The 21,661-nt window shown below is 55.2% G+C and carries 16 protein-coding genes and 1 tRNA gene; 13 read left to right on the top strand and 4 right to left on the bottom strand.

Annotated features, from left to right (window positions below; genetic code table 11):
• Nucleotides 1–2 precede the first annotated feature (2 nt).
• The 4 genes from uvrC (at nt 3) to CD58_RS18645 (ending at nt 4,621) form a co-directional block, all read left to right on the top strand.
• Entirely contained in the window at nt 3–1,826 is a 1,824-nt protein-coding gene (uvrC, locus tag CD58_RS18660) for an excinuclease ABC subunit UvrC (RefSeq protein WP_025214514.1), read from the top strand.
• A 32-nt stretch (nt 1,827–1,858) separates the two neighbouring features.
• Entirely contained in the window at nt 1,859–2,419 is a 561-nt protein-coding gene (pgsA, locus tag CD58_RS18655; RefSeq protein WP_003182757.1) for a CDP-diacylglycerol--glycerol-3-phosphate 3-phosphatidyltransferase, read from the top strand.
• Nucleotides 2,420–2,481: 62 nt separating this feature from the next.
• Nucleotides 2,482–2,557 (top strand) — tRNA-Gly (locus CD58_RS18650).
• A 222-nt stretch (nt 2,558–2,779) separates the two neighbouring features.
• Nucleotides 2,780–4,621 (top strand): tyrosine-type recombinase/integrase, encoded by a 1,842-nt coding sequence (locus CD58_RS18645; protein ID WP_025214513.1) that lies wholly within the window; start codon nt 2,780–2,782, stop codon nt 4,619–4,621.
• Between the two features lie 353 nt (nt 4,622–4,974).
• On the opposite strand, the gene CD58_RS18640 is transcribed toward CD58_RS18645, so the two are convergent.
• Nucleotides 4,975–5,346 (bottom strand): LysR substrate-binding domain-containing protein, encoded by a 372-nt coding sequence (locus CD58_RS18640; RefSeq protein WP_268747316.1) that lies wholly within the window; start codon nt 5,344–5,346, stop codon nt 4,975–4,977.
• Between the two features lie 416 nt (nt 5,347–5,762).
• On the bottom strand, nt 5,763–6,392 hold the full coding sequence (locus tag CD58_RS18635) for a hypothetical protein (protein WP_025214511.1): 630 nt from the start codon (nt 6,390–6,392) through the stop codon (nt 5,763–5,765).
• A gap of 332 nt (nt 6,393–6,724) precedes the next feature.
• On the opposite strand from CD58_RS18635, the gene CD58_RS18630 reads away from it, so the two are divergent.
• Both CD58_RS18630 and CD58_RS18625 read left to right on the top strand, forming a co-directional pair.
• Nucleotides 6,725–9,352 (top strand): AAA family ATPase, encoded by a 2,628-nt coding sequence (locus CD58_RS18630; RefSeq protein WP_025214510.1) that lies wholly within the window; start codon nt 6,725–6,727, stop codon nt 9,350–9,352.
• Nucleotides 9,353–9,608: 256 nt separating this feature from the next.
• The gene (locus tag CD58_RS18625) at nt 9,609–9,914 is read left to right on the top strand and encodes a hypothetical protein (RefSeq protein ID WP_025214509.1); all 306 of its coding nucleotides are present in this window, start codon (nt 9,609–9,611) and stop codon (nt 9,912–9,914) included.
• A gap of 267 nt (nt 9,915–10,181) precedes the next feature.
• Here CD58_RS18625 and CD58_RS18620 read toward each other — a convergent pair whose 3' ends face one another.
• A complete protein-coding gene (locus CD58_RS18620) occupies nt 10,182–11,084 on the bottom strand; it encodes a hypothetical protein (RefSeq protein ID WP_025214508.1) in 903 nt (300 codons plus the stop codon).
• 573 nt (nt 11,085–11,657) lie between these two features.
• Between CD58_RS18620 and CD58_RS18615 the strand changes: the two genes are divergently transcribed.
• From CD58_RS18615 to CD58_RS18590, 6 genes are all read left to right on the top strand, one after another.
• Nucleotides 11,658–13,550 carry an ATP-dependent nuclease gene (locus CD58_RS18615; RefSeq protein WP_025214507.1) on the top strand — a complete coding sequence of 631 codons (1,893 nt, stop codon included), beginning with the start codon at nt 11,658–11,660 and terminating at the stop codon, nt 13,548–13,550.
• Nucleotides 13,543–15,258, top strand: coding sequence for a UvrD-helicase domain-containing protein (locus tag CD58_RS18610; protein ID WP_235195275.1), 1,716 nt, complete (start codon nt 13,543–13,545; stop codon nt 15,256–15,258). Before CD58_RS18615 ends, CD58_RS18610 begins: the two co-directional genes overlap by 8 nt.
• 248 nt (nt 15,259–15,506) lie before the next feature.
• Nucleotides 15,507–16,799: a HEPN/Toprim-associated domain-containing protein gene (locus CD58_RS18605; RefSeq protein ID WP_025214505.1), complete on the top strand. Its 1,293-nt coding sequence runs from the start codon at nt 15,507–15,509 to the stop codon at nt 16,797–16,799.
• Between the two features lie 458 nt (nt 16,800–17,257).
• Nucleotides 17,258–17,713 carry a hypothetical protein gene (locus CD58_RS31505; protein ID WP_049866967.1) on the top strand — a complete coding sequence of 152 codons (456 nt, stop codon included), beginning with the start codon at nt 17,258–17,260 and terminating at the stop codon, nt 17,711–17,713.
• Nucleotides 17,714–17,727: 14 nt separating this feature from the next.
• Complete coding sequence (locus CD58_RS18595; protein ID WP_025214503.1) at nt 17,728–18,681, top strand: 30S ribosomal protein S6 modification protein RimK; 954 nt, start codon at nt 17,728–17,730, stop codon at nt 18,679–18,681.
• Entirely contained in the window at nt 18,674–19,366 is a 693-nt protein-coding gene (locus CD58_RS18590) for a hypothetical protein (RefSeq protein WP_038436693.1), read from the top strand. Before CD58_RS18595 ends, CD58_RS18590 begins: the two co-directional genes overlap by 8 nt.
• A 32-nt stretch (nt 19,367–19,398) precedes the next feature.
• Here the strand turns inward: CD58_RS18590 and mobH are convergent, their stop codons facing one another.
• Nucleotides 19,399–21,123: a MobH family relaxase gene (gene mobH, locus CD58_RS18585; RefSeq protein WP_025214501.1), complete on the bottom strand. Its 1,725-nt coding sequence runs from the start codon at nt 21,121–21,123 to the stop codon at nt 19,399–19,401.
• 231 nt (nt 21,124–21,354) lie between these two features.
• On the opposite strand from mobH, the gene CD58_RS18580 reads away from it, so the two are divergent.
• Nucleotides 21,355–21,549 carry a hypothetical protein gene (locus CD58_RS18580; RefSeq protein WP_025214500.1) on the top strand — a complete coding sequence of 65 codons (195 nt, stop codon included), beginning with the start codon at nt 21,355–21,357 and terminating at the stop codon, nt 21,547–21,549.
• Nucleotides 21,550–21,661 lie beyond the last annotated feature (112 nt).

Genomic DNA, 21,661 nt, shown 5'->3' with positions numbered 1-21,661 from the left:
AAATGACTGAATTGTTTGATCCAAGCGCGTTCCTGTCCACCTGCAGCGGTCGCCCAGGCGTGTACCGCATGTTCGACAGCGACGCGCGCCTGCTCTATGTGGGCAAGGCCAAGAACCTCAAGAAACGCCTGGCGAGTTACTTTCGTAAAACCGGACTCGCACCGAAGACTGCTGCCCTGGTGGGGCGTATCGCGCAAGTCGAAACCACCATCACCGCCAATGAAACCGAGGCGTTGCTGCTTGAGCAGACGCTGATCAAGGAGTGGCGGCCGCCCTACAACATCCTGCTGCGTGACGATAAATCCTACCCGTACGTGTTCCTGTCCGACGGGGCGTTCCCGCGCCTGAGTATTCATCGAGGGGCGAAGAAGGCCAAGGGCCGCTATTTCGGTCCTTATCCCAGCGCCGGGGCGATTCGTGAAAGCCTGAGCCTGTTGCAGAAGACTTTCTTTGTGCGCCAGTGCGAAGACAGCTACTACAAGAACCGCACCCGGCCCTGCCTGCAATACCAGATCAAACGCTGCAAGGCGCCGTGTGTGGGATTTGTCGAGCCCGAGGTCTATGCCGAGGACGTGCGTCACTCGGTGATGTTCCTGGAAGGTCGCAGCAACGCGTTGACCGACGAGCTGTCAGCGGCGATGGAAGACGCGGCGGTCAATCTTGAGTTCGAGCGCGCCGCCGAGTTGCGCGACCAGATCGGGCTGTTGCGGCGCGTGCAGGACCAGCAAAGCATGGAAGGTGGCAGTGGCGACGTCGATGTAGTCGCCGCGTTCATCAACCCGGGCGGCGCCTGTGTGCACTTGATCAGCGTGCGCGGCGGTCGTGTGCTGGGCAGCAAGAACTTCTTCCCTCAAGTGGGCATCGAGGAAGACGTCTCCGAGGTCATGGCGGCTTTTCTGGGCCAGTACTACATCAGCAGTCCGGAACGCGACCTGCCTGCCGAGTTGATCGTCAACGTGGTCCACGAAGACTTTCCGACCCTGATTGAAGCCATCGATACGCTTCGTGGTCGCGAACTGACCATCAGCCACCGCGTACGCGGCACCCGAGCGCGTTGGCAGCAATTGGCCGTGACCAACGCCGAACAGGCCTTGGGTGCGCGCCTTGCCAATCGCCAACACGTGGCGGCGCGGTTCGATGCCTTGGCTGAAGTGCTTAACCTGGACGAGCCACCGCAGCGACTGGAGTGCTATGACATCAGCCATTCCAGTGGCGAGGCCACCGTGGCGTCCTGCGTGGTGTTCGGTCCGGAAGGCCCGATCAAGTCTGATTATCGCCGCTACAACATCGAAGGCGTGACGCCGGGCGATGACTACGCGGCGATGCACCAGGCGCTGATGCGGCGCTTCGGCAAGCTGAAGGACGGGGAGGGCAAGTTGCCGGACATCCTGCTGGTGGACGGTGGCAAGGGCCAGCTGTCCATGGCCCGCGATGTGCTCAATGAGTTGATGGTCCCCGACCTGATCCTGCTGGGCGTGGCCAAGGGCGCAACCCGCAAGGCCGGTTTCGAGACCCTGTACCTGAACGATGCCGCCCATGAGTTCACCCTCAAGGGCGATTCGCCGGCGTTGCACTTGATCCAGCAGATCCGTGACGAAGCCCACCGTTTCGCCATCACCGGACACCGCGCCCGTCGTGGCAAGACCCGCCGTACGTCTACGCTGGAAGGGGTGGCCGGGGTCGGCCCGACGCGGCGACGCGACTTGCTAAAACATTTTGGTGGATTGCAGGAGCTGTCTCGTGCCAGCATCGAAGAGATAGCCAAAGCACCCGGTATCAGTAAAAAGCTCGCTGAGTCGATTTATGCAAACCTGCACAGCGAGTAGAATGCCCGTCAACCTCGTAGCCAGTTGTGCCGATGAATATCCCAAACCTGATTACCGTCCTACGCGTCCTGCTCATCCCGATCTTCATATTGCTGTTCTATTTACCGTACCACTGGAGCTACATGGCCTCGGCCTCGGTCTTCGCCTTCGCCGCCGCGACGGACTGGCTGGACGGCTACCTGGCCCGACGCCTGGAGCAAAGCACGCCTTTCGGCGCCTTCCTCGACCCTGTGGCCGACAAGCTGATGGTCGCGGTGGCCCTGGTGCTGCTGGTGCAGGAACACGGTAACCTCTGGCTGACCTTGCCGGCGGCGGTGATCATCGGGCGCGAAATCGTCGTATCGGCACTCCGTGAATGGATGGCCGAGCTGGGCGCCCGCGCCCAGGTTGCCGTGTCAAACCTCGGCAAATGGAAAACCGCCGCGCAAATGCTGGCGCTGGTGATCCTGCTGGCCAACCCGTCGGACTTCAGTTTCTGGGTGCTGTTGGGCTATGCGCTGCTGCTGATTTCCGCAGGCTTGACGCTGTGGTCAATGGTCCAGTACCTGCGCGCCGCCTGGCCGCATCTGCGGACTGACGTGGACCCGAAATAAACTTTTTTGAATCAAAGGGTTGACGGCGTATTCTGAACCTATAGAATGCGCCACACCAAGACGCGGGAATAGCTCAGTTGGTAGAGCACGACCTTGCCAAGGTCGGGGTCGCGAGTTCGAGTCTCGTTTCCCGCTCCAAATATTGCGCTACAGAGTTCCACTGAATTCTGTAAGTGATTGAAATAAGGGCCTTTAGGCCCTTTTTTCGTTCCAGCGGGAACCACTGAAATCCAGCACTATCCGGTGCGTTTAAGTCCAGAATTGAGTCCAGGATTCTGACGAGCACTGAATCGGTTTAATGCTGGAGCAGATTGTGTAGCGAGATGAGCATCTGGCCCTGACTCTGTTCAGGAGCTCGCGATGGCACTCTCAGAAATGACAGTTCGGCATGCCCGAATCACTGGTAACGACTACACCCTCGGTGACAGTGATGGTCTCACACTCAATGTGACGGCCAGAGGCGGAAAAGTCTGGCTCTTCCGCTACTACTGGGCGGGCAAGCAGAAGCGCATGTCCTTGGGTTGTTACCCACAAATCTCCCTCAAAGATGCACGTACTCGACGTGACGAGGCGCGCGCCTTGGTTGCCCAGGGCATCAATCCCTATGAGCATCGTAAACAACAGCGACTTGCTGTTCATGCTGCGAAGGAGCACACCTTCGAGGCCGTGTTCTATCAGTGGATAGCGTTCCGCAGGCTAAGCCTTAAGGAAGGGCGCCAGAGCACGCTCTCGCAGATCTTGAGAATCTTCAATAAGGACGTCCTGCCCACGCTGGGCGGACGCTCCATCTACGATATCAATCGTCACGATCTATTGGATTTGCTGAGCAGGATCGAACAGCGCAAGGCCTTAACGACTGCCGAAAAATGCCGGACCTGGTTCAACCAATTGTTCCGCTATGCGCTGGTGAAGATCGAGGGGCTGGAACATAACCCGGCTTCAGACCTTGATGTTGTCGCTCTCCCCAAACCTCCGGTTGCGCACAATCCGTTTCTCCGAATGGACGAGCTCTCGGCATTGATGGTTGCTCTTCGAAATTATGGTGGCGCAAACCAAACCCGCCTTGGCCTTCGATTGTTGCTGCTGACCGGTGTCCGCACGGGCGAGCTGCGGTTGGCGACGCCCGAACAGTTCGATCTGGAGAAGCGTTTGTGGGTCATACCGGCGGAGGTGGTGAAGCAGCTCCAGTTAGCGATGCGAAAGCCGGGTAAGCAGATCCAAAACGTACCGCCCTACATCGTGCCGCTGTCGGTGCAGGCGCTCGAGATCGTGCGTCACTTGCTGGATCAGGTTGTTCCCGCGCAGCGCTACTTGTTTGCGCATCGAAGCGACCTGAGCAAGCGCATCAGCGAGAACACGCTGAATGGCGCGTTGCGTCGGATGGGGTACGCCGACCAACTCACCGGTCATGGGATGAGGGCAACGATCTCGACGGCGCTGAACGAGATTGGATATCCCAAGGTATGGGTGGACGCTCAGCTTTCCCATGCCGATCCGGACAAGGTGAGTGCGGCCTACAATCACGCGGAATACGTGGAGCAGCGCCGGACCATGATGCAGGATTGGGCGAACCGTCTGGATCTATGGGGGCAGGGACAGCTGAAAGCGGCAAGTTCCCCGCTTACCATCCGGTTGGAGGGGGCCGCTTCGCTGCCGTCACTTGAAAACGTGGGCGCAAATTCCATTCAGTTCAACGGCAGCTTTCCAATGACAACCGTCTCGGAGCCTAAGGATTCGGTTAGCAACGAGGCAGCTCTTATCGCGTCGCACCAGTCGCCTGTCGTACCGTGTTCGGTGCCGAGTGAAAAACCGCATCAATTTCACTTGTCTGACATCCAGCGCGAACGCGCCGAGATGCTTGCCATCTATGAGGCTCCGAGTAATTTACCGCTGCTGGTCTTCGCCAAACTCGCAGGAAAATCCCGTGATCAGATCAATCGCGATATCAAGGCTCGCCGCCTTCTGTCCCTGAGCCTTGGGAATCGTGGTCAGCGCATTCCCGATTGGCAGCTTGATCCACTGCGGCACAAGTTGGTAGTTGCTGCGTTAGCGCGTTTTCCGGGGGTCGATGCATGGAGGCTTTATCGGACGGTCTGTGAGCCCCATGAACGACTGAAGGGCCGTTCGCCAATCGATGTGCTCACTACGGATAATTTCGAATTTACCCTGCGGATCGTCTGCGGGGCCCTGGGTCCGAGATAATGTTCCATCTTCGGGGAAGTGGCGGGGCTTGCCCTGAATTTACTGCTTTCGGTGAACTCCCGTCATCACTCGGTGTTTGTTGGTGGGAGCGCGCGAAAAGGTCGATGGTCCGCTGAAGATCAAAGTGTCCAAAAAACATTTTGACTTGGCTCTAGTGCAGTATTCCCAGGTCGGAAAAACTAAAATATGCCCCCGGTTTTGCCCCCAGTAGCGCGGGATATGGGGGCGATCGAGAATGGCGATTTCTGACAGAAGCCGATGGTGTTGCATGGTGGTCTTCAGCGGAGCCTCAATTCACTGCCGTAGTGGGAAGGTAGTCTTCTGCGATCCAGGCCTCAATGGCAAATCTCCTGTCACGACCGTGGGCGCCTGGCAGCCAATGCCTCCCGTTTCTTTACTAGAAAATCAATCAACGTACTGACTTTTGCTGGTATCTGCGCGCGGGTAGGTGCGTAAATGTAGAAACCTGCAAAGGATTTACACCACTCTGACAGCACCTGTACCAGCGCGCCTGACTCCAGGTGCTCACGCACTGCGATGTCGATGTGTTGCACCAATCCCACATTCTGCAGGGCAACACGGATCATACTGTCATCCTCGTTGGTTGTGAGGTTACCAACAGGCTCCAGAGTAAACGAGTGGCCATCCTCGCTCGGTGACGTGAACTCCCAATGGGCTATGGCGCCGCTGGGGAGGCGAAAGCGCAGGCAATTGTGCTTCGCCAGATCAGCGGGTGTTTAGGGCTGGCCGTGACATTTGAAATAGGCTGGCGTGCCCACAACAGCCATCGACAATGGCGGCGTGATCGGGACGGCGACCATGTGTTCGGCCAGACCCTCGCCCACGCGTATACCGGCATCACAGCCGTCGGCCACAATATTGGTCAATGCATCTCGAGCATACGCGGTTGCAGGCAGTGTCGGGCTATTTCCGGCAATTGAGTAAACGTGCCGGATCCCCTCTGGGTAACCAAATGCAAAGTTATTCCAGGCCCTAGGTCATAAAGCTCCGTGCGTCCTGCTGTCCCGGCCATCAGGATACTCAGATGTCCATGATTGGTTGATGCGGCTTGAGCATGGCATCTGCATCTAGGCTGGGTTCTCCAGCAGGCCTTACCCATCAGGTAAGGCCCACACCAGGATTAGCGCGTCTTCGGATACCAATTACTGTCACCGGGAGCAATCTGTCCCGGTCTGTACCCGTATCTGGTTTTGAGTTCGGCTTTCAGTTTTTCATAGTTGTCGGAGAGCGTGTCCTGGATCATAGACACGTAGTCGTCGAAGGTCGGATGTTTGCGCCAGTATCCGCCGTAGATCGCGCTTGAGAGCGATCGGTCGAACCAGCCATGCAGTGCCTGTAGCAGCCCTTCGAGCCTTGTTTCCAGGTCTTCTGTAGAAAGCGCCTGCTTACGTCCGTTGCGCTTCATCCGTTCGCGATCCATCAAACCAGCCGGGACATATCCCAACGCTTCGCTAACTTCATGGTAGCGCTCATGGATCTCACGATGAAGATCACGATCCTGCTTGAGGTCAGCTGAGAAGCTGAACTCACAGAACGAGCATTTGCTTACGCCAGTGCCACCTGGGGGAGTGTGGACATGTTCCATGAGCCATCTGTCATACAGACGACTTGCCTCATAGTAGTTCCTGACACCAAGCTCTTGGACGGCAGCGATGTCTTGCCGTTGGCCGAGTTTGAGGGAAGGGTGAGTGTGCTTCAGTTCTTTCGCGACACGCTTGATTTTCTTGATGTGGCTGTAGGTAATCTGCATGGAGCAGCTCCTGCAATGCTTGCCCGGCGTCCACTACAAGGCAACCTGATGAGAGTCAGGTCGGGGTACTTCAACGATCACGATAGTGCTAAAGCTTCACGAGTGTGGACTGCAGGCACCTACCGAGCACCTAGTGCTGACATTATCATCGCCGCTTCTGGCTGACAATGCCGCTTGGTTGCACCTCTGCTTCTCTTATCACTCTGCACAGTGGTCGCTAACACTCCTCGCCAGGGAGTTGCCGCATGCTAGTACCGCATTTTTCCGACTACGCTCTTTGCCGAGCTCCCCAAAGAGGGAGTGCGGTTACTTGATCAACATAGGGAGCGGTCATGTCTAGTTTACAGGCGGAATATCAGCGGTTTTTGGTCTATCTGGCCGGCCAGCCAGTGCACGATGACGTCCGGCGCATGGCGAACCTGATCATGGCAAATCTTCGCATTCTGGCGGAGGTGGGTACCCAAAGACGGGGGCGCTCTACGAGGCTGGCTCCTCTCGCGCTTCAGCAGCTTGCTCAAACGCCTGCAGAGCTACCTGGGGCCACTCAGCTTGCTCAAGCCGCTCGCAGTCATTTGCGCCTGGACCGATTGGAGGTCGGCCCGTTTCGAGGGTTCATGCAGGCCGAATCATTCGACTTGAACCGTGATATCACCTTGATCTACGGGCCGAACGGGACAGGGAAAAGCAGCTTTTTCGAAGCGCTCGAAATGGCCATGCTCGGCTCGATCAGTGAGGCAGAGGCCAAGCGATTTGATAATCGCGCCTACTGTAATAACGCACGCTTGGGACGCCATGTAGCGCCGCGGTTGATGGGTTCGCTAAACGGTGCTACTGCGGCTCAGGTGCAGGCAGACGAAGAGAGCTTTCGTTTCTGCTTCGTGGAGAAAAACCGGCTCGATGACTTCGGTCGCATCGCCGCAAGAACTCCAGGTGATCAGCGCCAATTGATCGCCACCTTGTTCGGCGTCGACCAGTTCAGCGAATTTGTCAGGGGCTTCAATGCCACGCTGGATGAAAACCTTAGTATTTCCAGCATCAAAGCTATTCAATTGGAGGGAAGGCGCAACCAGGTCGCCGCCTCTCAGCAGACCTTGGATGGCTATCCACAACGGCTCGTAGGGATTGCTCAGGGAGAGGAGGCGTTGGCAGCCAGAATTTATCCGGGCAGCACTTATCAAGGCTGTGTCGACTGGATTTTTGGCACGCAGGAGAGGCAGGGCCAATTGGCGTATTTGCAAGGTGTCCTGGAGTCACCGTTACCCATCATCCATGGGTGCACTGCCGCGAGCCTATGGCAAATGCGCGCACAGGTCTATGAGTGGCATGGGGCAAGCCAAGCAGCGCAGCAGGCGCTCAATGCCAGAGCGGCGGACGTTTCGTTTTCCAACCTCTACGATTCCCTCCTGCAGTTGGCAGAGGGTGCAGCTGCGTGCCCGGCGTGTGGTACGCCACTGGATAGGGTCGCTTATAATCCATTTGAACGCGCGCGAACGGGATTGGCGCAACTCGCCGAGCTTAGAACCTTGCAGCAACAGTCAGTGGACGCCACCAATAACTGCAATGAAGCCTTGCGGTCGTTGCTCATTGAAATGCGGCGGGTGTGCGATGTCGCGTCACAGGTATGCCCAAACGAATTCCAGGCAGCTCAATTGCCCGTACTTCCTCCCACTTCTGTCGGTCAGTGGCTGCAGCCCTGGATGAGTGACAGTGAGAGGTCGTGGCAAGCGCTGATGCAACTGATGACTTTCATTGAGCAGGCGGATGCTGCTAGCCGTCAGGTCGTCGAGCAAAGACAGACCTTTGTACAGCAATGTCAGACGCTCGATGGGTTCAGAGGTGAAATCGAGCGCTGCAGGCTGATGCGCTCTCAAGCACTTCAAGAGTTCACTCAGGCGCAAGCAACGATCACCCAATTCGAAACTGATAATCAGCAATTGATCGAAGAGGTGGGGCGCGAGGCGCTGGCGCTTGAGCACAATAGGCGGATCAAGGTTGCTTACGATGCCTATCTGCTCCAGCTGCAGGCGTACCTGGCCGCATTGCCTGCTCAATTGCTGCAGGGGCTGGGTGACAGTGCTCGGGATCTCTACAACCTGTTCAACCGGGAAGATCCACGGCCAGCTCAGATCAATGCGCTATGGCTGCCATTGGCTGAAAACGGGAAAATCGAAATTGAATTCGTAGGTCAGCCAGGTGAACGTTATGACGCCTTGCTGATCTTGAGCGAGGGACATATCCGGTGCCTGGGTCTGGCGATTCTTCTGGCGAAAAATCTCGCAGAGGACTGCCCAATCGTGATCTTCGACGATGTCGTCAACGCGATTGATGATGAGCATCGAGATGGCATCTGGCGTACCTTCTTTGAGAGTGGTCTGCTCGATGCCAAGCAGGTCATCCTCACCTCGCATGCCGAGGAATTTTTGCACCGAATCCAGCAGGAGATTGGCGCCCAGCGGGCAGCGCAGATTCGTCGGTACCGCTTCCTTCCCCACCATGGCGAGCATCATCTACGCATCGACACCGACCCACCTACAAAGAATTACGTTTTGCTTGCCAATGCGGCGTTGCAAGCCGAAGAGAAGCGCGATGCATTGCGCCACTCAAGGGCGGCAATTGAAAGTTTGACGGATCGGGCATGGACATGGTTTGGGAAACGTCAGGATGGACGATTAGAGCTCAAGCTTGGCGGCCCCCGAGCCAAATGGGAATTGAACAACAAATGTCTCAAGCTTCGAGCTGCGCTTGGTCGGATTCCGAATCCTGCCCAGGGCCTTCAGGACTTCCTTGCTGGGCTTGAGGCTCTGCTTCACATCAATGGGGCCTCCATTGAATGGAGTTATCTGAACAGCGGGACGCATGACTCCCAGCAAGATCATGAGTTTGATCGAGCCGCGGTCAACACGATTGTAACGGCTGCTCTTGCAATGGATCGGGGTCTAGAAGTGCTGAGGAACGGTTGAGGGTAGGGGACGGCGAGAGCTCGTGGATGAGGGCTCTGCTGTCCGAAACGCGAGGCACCTATCTGCCGACAGTCCACTGGGAAATGTGCGGGGGTAAGTGATTGAAAGCGATTGCCTCAGACTTTCTGAGAAAGCTTAATTGAGCATGCATCGTTCAGTCGACGGGGTGCAGTGGCTCTCTACCATGATGGTGAGATCCTGCAGGTTTGCTACTGCACCTGAGGAGTTATGTGGTACTGAATTGAGCGAAGATGAGATGCGCCGAGCGTTGTTCGGTAGCATTGAATCTGCTGTGCCAGAGAGGGTGGCATCCCAGCCAGAGTCCGTTCCAAGCGTAATATTCTCCAGGCCTGGTGCTCCGACAGACAAGAAGAAGGCAACCAAACCATTTAGGCCAAGGATCAAAGTCACGTTACATGTCAGCAACGAGTACGAAGGCCGCATGTTTGAGCTGATCCATGAGGCTGACACGCTCAGCACTCTGTTGGCAGAGCAGCAGGCAATCAAGGCTGCCCGTAAGAAATACCGATACGTTGAAGTGGTCTCAGGCACCCCGATGTGAGTGGAACTGCTCCGAACGAAGTGGCCACCATCGTCTAAACCGGTTGCAGTTCGGGGCAGCCTGATTACTTGTCATCACCCTTACTGGTTGAGCTGCTCCCCCAGTACGCAGTTCCTGCTCGCTCCTTGAATCTCTTGTATGCCCAAGACCGGACGGATGACGCCGAAGCTGCGAAGCTTCGTGGATTTTGCGGTTTTGCGGTTTGGTGGCGAATGGGCGACGCGCATTGTCGTAGCGTTGAGTTTGACGCCGCCCTTCAGGCCAGCTTCAGGTTTCGATCGGGAGGCCTGGCTCGTCGTTCACTTGTGGGTCGAAGCTATTTTTTGCGGTGTTTAGTGCTTGGAATCGATCAATGAGCTCAATCAGCTTATCGGCGAGCCATCGGGAGCTATCGTCAACCTTCGGCTTTGCCAGTCGAACTTCGTTTTCCCAACTCTCGTTGCGATTGGCATTTGCTACGAATGTACGAATGCTCCGACTAGAATCATTCCGGTCATCGTAAGCTAAGTAGCGTTCGAATCGATCTGTGTCCACCTCGTGGAATGCCTCAAGATACAGCGAGCCCTGTATAGCACCGTTGGGCCTTAGGGTTTCACCCAGCTTCGTTTTGAGCAACATAATCGCGCGGTTGACGAACCCCTGGATCACTGGCTCGTTGGCTGCAGTCGCTGGGTGATAGATCGTCACGGCGTGGAAGTTGTAGGCCAGCATGCCGAGGTACGAATTACAGAGGCTGTTGAGCGGTTCCAAGTGGGTTTGTCTGAAGCGATAATCATATGGATCAGGCACCAGGGTCTGCAGCGTCTCAGCCAGCGCCGAATCGAATCCTGGTACCTCATTGGCGCAATTTAGTAGCACATCCTTGAGATACAGCTCATCGCCATGGTGGAGGTAGCTTTCGTAGAGATTGAGTACACCTTTGTAGCTCTTGAGCAGCGCTTGGTGCTGGAGCTGCAGTGGTAATGCCCTAAGCGCTTCGAAGACAGGAGTCAGATCAAGCGGGCGCCCAGCATGAATCTGGATGTTTGTGACTTCGACATTCACGCATTTGAGCAACTGATTGGCGAGTGCGAGCCGAGGGAGATACTGCCCATTGGCCTTACGTCCATAGATTTCTAAAGGGGTTGCCGAGCGCTCGCCGCCCCCTTCGGTAATTGTGTCTCTAGCCATTATTGATCTCACGCTTGTGGGGCTGAATGCGATGAGTCTACCTCAGCGTTACGTCAGGGCTAAAGTCAGAAGCAGGAGGGGTTGATCCTAATCAGTCCGTCGACGCCCGCAGGATTAGCGGTGAGTGACGTGTCGCGCACTGATATCCCGCCAACGTCAACTGCGTTCATTCTCTCTCCGATAGCTGACTACCTAGGGGCGGGGCTCGTAATTGAGGAGTTAAAACTCGGAAGGCATGTGTAAAGCCTGTCTTTGAATAGCTTATCGGCGGTGCCAGGCTTCTTCAAATACTCTCACGGTCGCCAAAAACATTTTGGCTTGGCTCTAGAACGGCAGTTCCAGGCAGAGAAAAATGAAATTTACCTCATTATTTGCTCCCAACCGCACTCGATATGTGAGCGATCGAGAATGGTAGTTCCTGACAAATTCCAGCATGACTCCGGACGGCTTTGTCACTGTGCAAGCAAGAGGCTGCTCCAGCTTGGAGCGATTGAGGCAGCATCCATCACGTATCCGTTATTGCACGCTTCAGCTCAATAGGATTTGATCTGCAAAACAAGGATGGAGTCTTTCATGTACCTCGCTGAGCTGACGATCAAGAACTTTCGCAAATTGCGTGACGCCAAGCTGAAATTTCAGCCGGGACTGAATGTGTTGGTAGGCCCAAACAATGTGGGCAAAAGCGCCGTAGTCGACGCGCTTCGGACCCTTCTCGCCGGTCATGATGAACCGTACCCCCGTCTTGATACTTCTGACCGACACCGTCCCAACGAAGGCGAGCCGGCAGGCGACATCACCTTCCATTTTGTCTTTAAAGGACTCAGCCATGAGGATGAAGCAGACTTCATTGCGGCGCTAAAACCGTGTGAAGACAACACCATGGAGGCGCACATCCATGTCCGGTACACCGACGCGGATCAGACGGGACGATTCAAAGTAAAACGATGGTGCGGCGATCATCAGGAGGTCGCGCTCACCTCCGATATGATGGAGAATCTTCGCGGCGTCTATTTGCAGCCTCTGCGTGATGCGGCCCAGGGACTGCGTCCTAGCCGAAACAGCCAACTGGCCCGCTTGCTTCATCTTTTGACCGATGACGATGGCCGCAAGACGATTAATGATGCGCTGAAGAAGCTGGATGACGAACTTCAATTGAACGAGTCACTCAAGAGCACTCATGCCGCAATTTCGTCCCGTCACGGCTTGATGATGGGTGAGCAGTTGGCGCAGGCGCTTGCTATTGGCCTAACTGCCACGGACTTCCAGCGTCTTTCGGCAAGACTCTCCATCACTGCAGAGGCGTTGGAGATTGAGCAGAACGGCCTGGGCTTCAACAACCTGATCTTCATGGCTGTGGTGCTGAGCGAGCTGGCTAAAAATCCCGATGCTGCCTATCGGAGTTTGATTGTAGAAGAGCCTGAGGCGCACCTGCATCCGCAATTGCAGCGGGTTCTACTTCGCTACCTCGCTAGCGTGCCTAAAAGTGAGGGCGACAAATCAGTCCAACTCTTCGTCACAAGCCATTCCCCCAATTTTGCCAGTAACTCAGAGCTTGAGGCGCTGGTCTGTCTGGTCGAGAACGAGGCAGGTGTGCAGACGTTCTTCCCCCGTGACATAACCTTTGAGAAGGGGAAGCGCGAAAAGCTCGAACGCTATCTGGATGTAACCAGAGCCGAGCTGTTTTTTGCTCGTCGAGTGATCTTCGTCGAAGGTGCAGCCGAGCTCATGCTGGTCGATGCACTCGCAAAACTCATAAATCTCGATCTGCGTGAGTATGGTGTCAGCCTTATCAGCGTGGAGGGGCTCAATTTCGATTCCTTCCTGCCATTGTTCGGCGAAAAAGGTTTGCGGATTCCGGTTTCTGTAATCACTGACGCCGACCCTTTCGAAGAGGTTGAGATTCAGGGCAAGGCACAGGGTGAATTGAGCGACGAAGTGATCGAAGATCTTCTCGCTGAGGCTAGCTACCAGGAAGAGGCCGGTGAGCCAGAGGACGAAGATCCAGCTGAAGCCGAAGTCGGAGCGAAAAAGAAAAAGGTCAAGCGAGTTGAGGTCTATCCGTCCCTTGGGGATGAGGTGCGGATCTCCAGCAATACAACCAAGATGAAGGGTATGGAAGATGCATTTGTGAAGATCTTCCATGGTTTAAAAACTCTGGAATATGACTTGGCGCTTCTTGAGGAGAATCGTAAGGCCATGCTGGCGGCTCTCGGCGATCCCCATCCACGAATTGCCAAGGCGTTGGGCAAGATCGTCAACGCTCAGCCAGACAACACGGCGAAGGCCAAAGCACTGTTTTGCGGCATGTTCGAGCGCAAAGATAGTAGCAGCAATGTGCAGAAAGGCCGTTACGCCCAGGCACTCGCCGAGTACATTGCCAAGCAACCTGGCTGTAAGGTACCCGAGTACCTGGAGCAAGCGATACGGCACGTCTGCAAGGGAGTGAACAAGCATGAGGATGTCTGATGAACAGAAAAATGTCATCGACGCCGAGTTGGGTCCGATTTCAGTAACGGCGTGTGCTGGAAGCGGAAAAACTGCTACCGCAATCAGACGCCTGATCGCAGTTCGGCAGAAGATGGAAAAAAGCCGGGGTCGTGTCGTGCTGTTGTCGTTCTCCAATGTGGCCGTCAACACGTTCAACAAGGGATACCAACAGCTCGCGTCGGCGCTGCCGGATGATGTCAATCGCAAGCTAGTGGAGGTCAACACGCTGGATGGTTTTTTTACGCAGCACGTACTTCGACCTCATGCCTATCGGTCCATGGCAGCGACCAAGGCTGCCTACCTCGTAGCAGGTTCTGAGCCGTTCCTGAGTAACTATCTGTATTGGCCAGGGGGCGACGACCGCCCGCTCTCGGTCAAGGAACTAAAGGTAGGAATGGAAGACGGGAGTCCGTTTTTCTTCGTCGATACCCACGCAGGGCCAGCACGCCTAGTCACCTGGAAGGCGCTAGATTCTGTTACACGGCTTGGAAGCATAGGCGCTTACACCCATGACCTCGGACGCTACTGGGTTTATCGAACCTTGGTAGAGCAGCCGGCTGTGCTTCGAGCTTTAGTAGCCCGTTACCCGCAAATCCTCGTTGATGAGTCTCAGGATCTGGGCACGCTGCATCAGGCTATCTTGGAACTCCTGATAAAGGCCGGTGCAACCGTGTCCCTCATCGGGGACGTCAATCAAGGCATCTACGCTTTCGCAGGCGCTGACGGTATGTTTCTGCACACCTACGCGGCGCGGGCCGGTGTCACCCCATACAAACTGACTCGAAATTATCGTTCGTTACCACCGATCATCGACATTGCGAACCGACTTTGTGGCAGGAACGACAAATCAGATCGAGATATCGAGGCGGGGGGAGCTTATTTCATTGGGTACAAAGATTCGGAGCTCCCCAGGCTGTTTGACTCCTTCAAAGCTCGAATCGACGAGTTGGAAATGCAGCACGACGATGCGGCAATTATCTGCAGATCGGCGGATCGAGCGATGGTGCTGGCTGGAAAGGTCGCCCCTCCGGGACAAGGCACCGTTGCCATGTTCAGTGAAGCGGCGTTGCTACGCGATCAGCAAGGGCGCTATCAGGAGTGCTTTAAATGTGTATGCAGAGCTGTCGTAGGTTTGCTGGATGATCCTCCCCACGGACTCAGTACCGAGTTACAAGGTGCCCCGCATGAGGGATGGATGCTGCGGTTGAGGCGACTGCTATGGGCCTTTATTCGCAATGAAAACGATGGTTTACCGTCCTCAACTCTCATTGCCAAAACCGATTGGCATCCCTGGCTTGTGAAGAATCTTAAAATCCTGCTTGCGACGATCGAAAAGCAGTTTGGATTGAAGGCAGTTGGCACCCTTGGTAACAAGCTGGCAAAGACCAAGCTTCTTGAGCTCCCTCTTGCTGGTGAAGGTGCAGATGCCAAACAGGGGCCGGGTATCAGGGTAGACACGGTCCATCAGGTAAAAGGTGAGTCCATCGGCGCAGTGCTGTATGTGGCGAAGAAGTCCAATGTCCAAGCGTTATTGGCAGGCACCGATGTCGAAGAGGGTCGTATCGGTTATGTGGCGGTAACCAGAGCAAGAAATCTGTTCTGGTTGGCAGTGCCCATTTCCTGCATCAAAGAGTTGCGCGACGAGTTACGTGCAGTTGGTTTTGAGGAGCTTCCTGCTTTGAAGTAGGTACGCACGAAGAGCGCAGCAGCAGGGAGTCGACAGGCTGCGGTAATGACATGGTACGGAAGTTTAGTAATAGATTTGCGTACCAAAATGGTGTCCATCTTCAGGGGCTTGCGTATCGCCGCTTTGGGAAGGTGTTTGGTATCGACGGGCGTTATCTCGGTTCTAAAGTTGGAGAATGTCTGGTGTACCGCCATTGCGGCCAGCATCGGGATATCAATAACAGATCAACGCTAGGTGATGAGGTTTTCATGAGCACTCCAATCACACTGTCTGTGGGCGATATTGATCTCACTTATAATACGGGCTACATGGGTATGGACCACGGTATGCTCTATCAGGAGAGCGACCGCCGGTTCCGTCGTTATGGCAATATTGATTACGACTACGCCCATAGCCCTGAAGGTCTTCACCAAATGGAGTTATGTTTTTGCCGAACTCTTGGTTCCATGGTGTCACGGCTGGAGCTACTCGGGTACACAATGGGATCAGTCAAATCGGAGTATGAAAAGCAGGTCGTGCTCGACCGCGACCAGTTCGCCGAGTATGAGCCCACCGAAGTACGGCCCGAGCGTTTGACGTTCGAACAGTTTGTAGACTTCATCAAGGCGCATGCTTTGAGGGACCTTAAAAATGAGTATGTAGACGGCTATGATGCTGAACATGCGCATGGACAAGGCCGCTTCGCCGCTGATCCAGCGGTTTCGCTATTGCCGGGCGGGGTTTTTGACCGCGACATCGGAGGTTATTCGGAGCGCAGCCACTTCGGCTCTCTGATCGGCTTCTTGAGCCCGTACTCAACCCTTCGGGTCCTTGCTGAAAATCCTGCCAACCTGAACGAGGATGTTGTCTGGGATTACGGCAACTTCGTTGATGCCGGCTGGGCAAAAAACGAGGATTTCGTCGACAGCGCGCGTCGAACCCAGACTTATTTAATCGCGACTGAAGGCACATCTGATACTCACATTTTGAAGCGCGGCCTATCGCTGCTAAGGCCAGATATCGAGGATTTTTTCCGCTTCATCGATACCGAAGAGCGTCACCCTTTCTCCGGTACCGGTAATCTCTCCAAATTCGCGGAAGGGCTGGTAAAAATTGATGTTCACAATCGCGTGATCTTCCTTTTAGACAACGATGCCGAAGGCATTGATACCTACCGGAACCTCCTTCAGCGCTTTAAATTCCCTGTGAACATGAGAGTGATGACGCTCCCTGATTTGGATGAGTTGCGCGATTTCCCGGCTAAAGGGCCGAGTGGGGTTGCGAATGCTGATATCAACGGCTGCGCGGCGGCTATCGAATGTTACCTCGACCTCAGGCTGAAGGGCCGGCCATCACCGCAGGTCACTTGGACGAATTACAAGGAGTCGCTGGGTATATACCAAGGTTCGCTCGACTACAAAGATTGCTATGCGAAGGCGTTTTATAAGGCGACCCCTGAAGCCATTGAATCAGGTGCCTATGATGCGAGTAAGTTACAAGTTGTGATAGCGGCGCTTCTCGAACAGTGCAGTGACATAGCTGCAGAGATGCTCAGTTCTTAGCCGCAGGTGTTATCGCCAGCACAGCATTGAGCCAGTGGCTGAAACCTTACTGATCCAACCTTCTACCTTATGAACCGTTACCAGTGCTGGTTTTTTGCGGATTGCTGTTGGAACATCATGGCATCGACTAATGGGTCAATTCGACGCCAGCGCCAACAGCAAGACCTTCGAAAGTGTATTCGTGGGCGACCTGCGGAAAGGGTGTGCGACCACGTCTTTGGACTTGCGCTTGCTTGGGCGGATCCTACGTGGGGCCTTACCGCGGATGCCCCACCGCTCTGCAAATCTAAAAACCATGTCGTTCGCTCGCTTGGCATGAGCTAAAGGCATCTCTCCAAGGATGGCGGTAGTGGTACGCAGCCACTATCCCGATCGTTAATATTTACCGTCATGATGGCCTGATGGTACTGTCAGCTACCCGCCGCGCTGGCGCGACAGGTCAACAGGAGGTTCGACGTATGGGTGCAATGGAAAAGACGTTGGCGTCCTCGCCTTTTCTGGCGGATGGCGCTACGACGCGAACTGGTGAGGAAAAGATCCCAGGCTACTACTCTGCTGCCCTTGACATGTGGGTTGTCGATACCGCGGAGGGCGTAAAACCCATCATCGCGCAAGGGGCGCTGAGCGAGCTCCTCACCAAGACGAAGGTAAATGCTGAGCAGGATGATGAGGCTACCTGGCAATTGGAGCTGACGACGAAGACTGCCCAAAAAGTCGAAAGCGATGACGAGTACACTCGGGAAGCAAACCATCTCCTTCAACTCGTGACCAAGACCGATTCGACTACCGAACGCGACGACCGCTGCGAAGCCACTTATATCCTTGAGTTGATCACCAAGACTAATCTCCAACTGGAGCACGACGACAATGGCGATCCCACCTTCGGACTGGATACCCGGTACTACGAAGGCTGATGGGGGAGACGCTCATGTTGTTATTGGTTACCAACCGTCGTGATATCACGATGGATTACATTGTCGCCGAGGTGCGTCGTCGTAACACTCCATACTTTCGCGTGAACACGGAGTTGCTCCCACAATCCTTGTGCACCATGGATAGTCATCCTCGTACAGCGTGGTCAATTACGCTGGATGGCAAAACCATCCGTGGCGACCAAGTGACGGGCGCCTACTTCCGCCGGCCTGGCGCCCCTATCGTGCCTGATGAGGTGGTCGATCCGGGAGAGCGAGCCTACATCGAAGCCGAATGGAGCAGCTTTTTAAAGAGTCTCTATACGCGTCTGGATGCTTGCTGGCTGAATGCACCTGCCAGGATTTTCAACGCCGAGGACAAGCCCCTTCAGCTGTTAATGGCTCACGAGATTGGCTTTAATGTGCCGGCCGTAATTATCACTAACGACATTCGATCAGCGCGTCAGATTACCCAGGTTGATCAAGCCATTGGCAAGCCGTTGCGCCAGGCCGTTTTGGCTGGCGAACGCGAACGTGTCATCTTCACCAAGCGCCTCGATACCTTGGACGACGGTCAGGCAAGAGCGATGGCGTTGACACCTTTCATTGTCCAGACCGAGGTTGTGAAAAAATATGACGTGAGGGTCACCGTAGTAGGCGAGCGCCTCTTCGCCACTGCGATTTGGTCGCAGGAGCACAGCGAGACCGAAGTCGACTGGCGCCAGGGCAGCAGGCCAGATTTACGGCACGAGAAAATCAATCTACCTGTCGAGATCGAGCGGCAGTGCCTAGAGCTCGTCTCGCGTCTAGGACTGCGATACGGGGCAATCGATTTGATCTGCGACCGACAAGGCAAACTGTGGTTCTTGGAAATCAACCCGAACGGCCAGTGGGCATGGATTGAGAATCTAACCGGGTACCCGATCGCTTCCGCTATTGTGGACAACCTAGTCGGAATTTCTCATGGCTGATGGGTGGGGGCGGTTGAACCGAGTAATACGGTTGACATGGCCGGTTGTGGTCGATCTGTCTTCGGCACAAAAAGCTGCTGATGATGAATGGATGCGTAGCATCGCGACATCGGTAAGGCAGGGGAATTGGTCGAAGGACAGCGAGGTTGCGCTTGATGAGTCTCGCCGCCTTTTTGATGCTGAGGTTGATCGACGAAAGGGTGCTGATGCCAAAGCCGGCATTTACCTTGCCGCTATAACGGCACTTATTCCTGTCTTGGTCTCCCTGCTGCCAAGCCTTTGGAATGACAAATTGAGTAAGGTGCTTGGCTTCACTGGGCTCTTCGTCTTCGCCTGGGCAGTTACGTATTTGCTGCGCGCCGGCGCATGGGCATTCAGCACATTAAAGGTATCTGGGTTTACTCAGCTTGGGCCTGGTGAAATCGCCGCGAGCTGGAAAAAAGACAGCCCCAAAGCGGCTCTGGCCAAACAGCTATCAATAGCGGTCCTTTGTAACTACCCACTCGTGAACAGAAAAATCACCGGAATCAAGATGACTCATGAATATCTCTTGAGGGCATTCCTGGGCTTCACACTGCTGATGGTTATCCAAGTGGTGTGGCCGGTCGGGACTTGGCTGGTGGAGCAGGGCATCCGCTTGTTCAAGCCTGAGGCGATCAATCCCCTGATCATGTGCTTTTCGTGAGCAAGGGACGACCAATGGGGCACTCCGGATACCTAATTCGTTTCGATTTTAAGAAAAGGATTATCGAGAGGCATCAATTCAAAAAATAGCTTGGGATCCTCAATCAAGTAGCCCTTCAAAGTTGTTTTCTTCCTAGGGCCTTGCACTTGGCATGTCCAGATATTTAGACCGTTGTCTCGCTTCTTGTGAATCCTCAGCTTCTCAAACTGCTTTTGCACCCAACGCCATTCTTCGATCTCTTGGCAGGTGCCCTGAGAGATACCGGGAAACTCCTGCGCGTAGCGTTGGAAGAGGCCTGGCGTGACCAGCAATACGCTGCCACTCACCGTGTGGATTTTGGCCTTGCTGTCGTTGATGATCAGCTTGTGGCTGAGAATGCCTTCCTTGACCCAATTCAGAAATGTTTGGCCTGGGCTATCCGATTGAAGCGTCGAAGTTTCGACAGTACTTTCTGACAGTGCGTCTCTGCCCTCAGGCGCTTCCAATTCGAACATGTCCAGCAGCGCACCGAGGTAGTCGGCATCCTCTACCATCCGGGTATCCGGCTGCGGTTGACTTTGACCTGATCTTGTACTGGCTGTCTCGGGCGTTGGTGTTGGTACCGGGGTGCCAGTTGAGTGGTCATGGGTCGCAATGCTCACCGTTCCGCTGAAAGCCTCAGGCCGGTCTTCGTTCCCCCAAATCAGTGCTGGTTGGATGCGCAAAAAGGTAAAACTCTGCTGCCAGTTTCCCTGGGCGACTAATGCAGTCCAGATCGCTTTACCTTCTGGAGTCGACTCGACCAGCCCATGCGATTGCAGCTCATCGAACACCGCGAGGTTGGACGAGGGAATGCCCTCAATCGATTGCGACAGCAGATAGGCTCGCAGCTTGTCTGTGACCGTCTTGCTGACCAGCCAGAGCGCGTCCTGGGTCAGCCATCCCGCGGCACCCGGCTGGTTGAGTTTCAGTTCGTGCTGAACCAAATGACGCAGTCCGCTGATCAAGTGATGTTGCAGCGAATGTATCGGCGCTTGCAGCGCCTTGCTCGGGTTTCCGCCGATGTTCTGTGCGGTGGAAACACGGTCTGCCTGCATCACTAACTCACCGAGCACACCAGCACGCTCATACTGACCTGCTAGGACATACAGCAGGTTGGCCCAGAGCGATGGAAATCCACTGAGCCAATCGAGAATTGAGCGGTCGAGAATCTGGGTGTAGAGCAAGCCTGCGGCCGCGCCGTGCAAGTGGTAGTCGCGCCCCTTGAGATAGCGGAAACGATACGGCTGATCCAGGGAACCCTGCCAAGGATGCCAAACACGGCCATCCTGGCGTTCGACCAGCAGGTCTACAGCAATCTTGCCGATGTCATGCAGCAACGCGCCATAGGCGATGCCAGCGGACCAAGCGTCAGTCTGGGCGGCTTGGTCTTCAGGTGCGGCGCCGGTGGGAAGCAGATACGACTGACGCAATTTCAAACTACAAGCGACCAGTTCCAACCCATGGTCTAGCATGCCGCCAAGATAAGCATGGTGGTGCGTCTCGCTGGCTGGAAGCTGCTGGACCAGCTCGGCGTATCGATGGATCGGATTTAAATAGAGCTGGCTGAATTGCGGATGGGAGAGGGCGGTGTACTGCCAGATGCGATCGAGCAACTGGCGGCGGTGCTCGGCTGCTAACAAGCTCTGGGGCGATTCGACGGGCAGGTAGCCTTCGGCGAGGTTTACGGTGGGTGGCGGAGGAGGTTTTTGCCTTTTTTGACGAAACAGACTGAGCATCGCGGCCTCCAGGGAAATGGCGGAATCAGTGGCCTTTTAGCCTTTTCGGATAGGGCTCTTACCCTTGAATCCCCATTCCCCTTCCGACCCTTGCTTGTCCTTTTGCCGTGTACCCCTTTATGCGGCAATCGGAATATCGATTTGTCCTGGTGCCGTTTTGTTGGATGCGCATGCTGGTACGAAAAAGGCAAGTGTCGGTACACTGCGGTGCGAATTTTATCGGGTCTTGCCATGAACCTCACTGACGCCACGCTCGTGCTGCTGCTCGCAGCTCGTATCCATGGAACAGACGAAGCCGTCAGGGCCTCGGCGAAAAGCGTGGTCAAGAAGCTTCCGCGCAGCAAACGCGATCTGATCTACAAGGTGATCGACAGTCGAAGTCCACTCGAGCTGGTGGATTACCTGGCGGAGAATCTGGATACGTAGCGGCGTACTGCAGTTACGGGATTACCTCATGTTCTTTGCGTCAGAGCTCCGCAGTGTGGGGATTTTCTGAGTATAAAAAAGGGTCCAGCTCGTGTTGGACCCTATTAAGCGC

The organism is Pseudomonas brassicacearum, from assembly GCF_000585995.1.
GTDB classification, from domain to species: domain Bacteria; phylum Pseudomonadota; class Gammaproteobacteria; order Pseudomonadales; family Pseudomonadaceae; genus Aquipseudomonas; species Aquipseudomonas brassicacearum_A.
This window is presented reverse-complemented; position numbering and strand designations above follow the sequence as displayed.

What these genes read in the sequence shown, in the direction of transcription:
- uvrC (WP_025214514.1), top strand. Translation starts at nt 3, where the DNA reads ATGACTGAATTGTTTGATCCAAGCGCGTTCCTGTCCACCTGCAGCGGT.
- pgsA (WP_003182757.1), top strand. Translation starts at nt 1,859, where the DNA reads ATGAATATCCCAAACCTGATTACCGTCCTACGCGTCCTGCTCATCCCG.
- CD58_RS18645 (WP_025214513.1), top strand. Translation starts at nt 2,780, where the DNA reads ATGGCACTCTCAGAAATGACAGTTCGGCATGCCCGAATCACTGGTAAC.
- CD58_RS18635 (WP_025214511.1), bottom strand. Translation starts at nt 6,392, where the DNA reads ATGCAGATTACCTACAGCCACATCAAGAAAATCAAGCGTGTCGCGAAA.
- CD58_RS18630 (WP_025214510.1), top strand. Translation starts at nt 6,725, where the DNA reads ATGTCTAGTTTACAGGCGGAATATCAGCGGTTTTTGGTCTATCTGGCC.
- CD58_RS18625 (WP_025214509.1), top strand. Translation starts at nt 9,609, where the DNA reads ATGCGCCGAGCGTTGTTCGGTAGCATTGAATCTGCTGTGCCAGAGAGG.
- CD58_RS18620 (WP_025214508.1), bottom strand. Translation starts at nt 11,084, where the DNA reads ATGGCTAGAGACACAATTACCGAAGGGGGCGGCGAGCGCTCGGCAACC.
- CD58_RS18615 (WP_025214507.1), top strand. Translation starts at nt 11,658, where the DNA reads ATGTACCTCGCTGAGCTGACGATCAAGAACTTTCGCAAATTGCGTGAC.
- CD58_RS18610 (WP_235195275.1), top strand. Translation starts at nt 13,543, where the DNA reads ATGTCTGATGAACAGAAAAATGTCATCGACGCCGAGTTGGGTCCGATT.
- CD58_RS18605 (WP_025214505.1), top strand. Translation starts at nt 15,507, where the DNA reads ATGAGCACTCCAATCACACTGTCTGTGGGCGATATTGATCTCACTTAT.
- CD58_RS31505 (WP_049866967.1), top strand. Translation starts at nt 17,258, where the DNA reads ATGGGTGCAATGGAAAAGACGTTGGCGTCCTCGCCTTTTCTGGCGGAT.
- CD58_RS18595 (WP_025214503.1), top strand. Translation starts at nt 17,728, where the DNA reads ATGTTGTTATTGGTTACCAACCGTCGTGATATCACGATGGATTACATT.
- CD58_RS18590 (WP_038436693.1), top strand. Translation starts at nt 18,674, where the DNA reads ATGGCTGATGGGTGGGGGCGGTTGAACCGAGTAATACGGTTGACATGG.
- mobH (WP_025214501.1), bottom strand. Translation starts at nt 21,123, where the DNA reads ATGCTCAGTCTGTTTCGTCAAAAAAGGCAAAAACCTCCTCCGCCACCC.
- CD58_RS18580 (WP_025214500.1), top strand. Translation starts at nt 21,355, where the DNA reads ATGAACCTCACTGACGCCACGCTCGTGCTGCTGCTCGCAGCTCGTATC.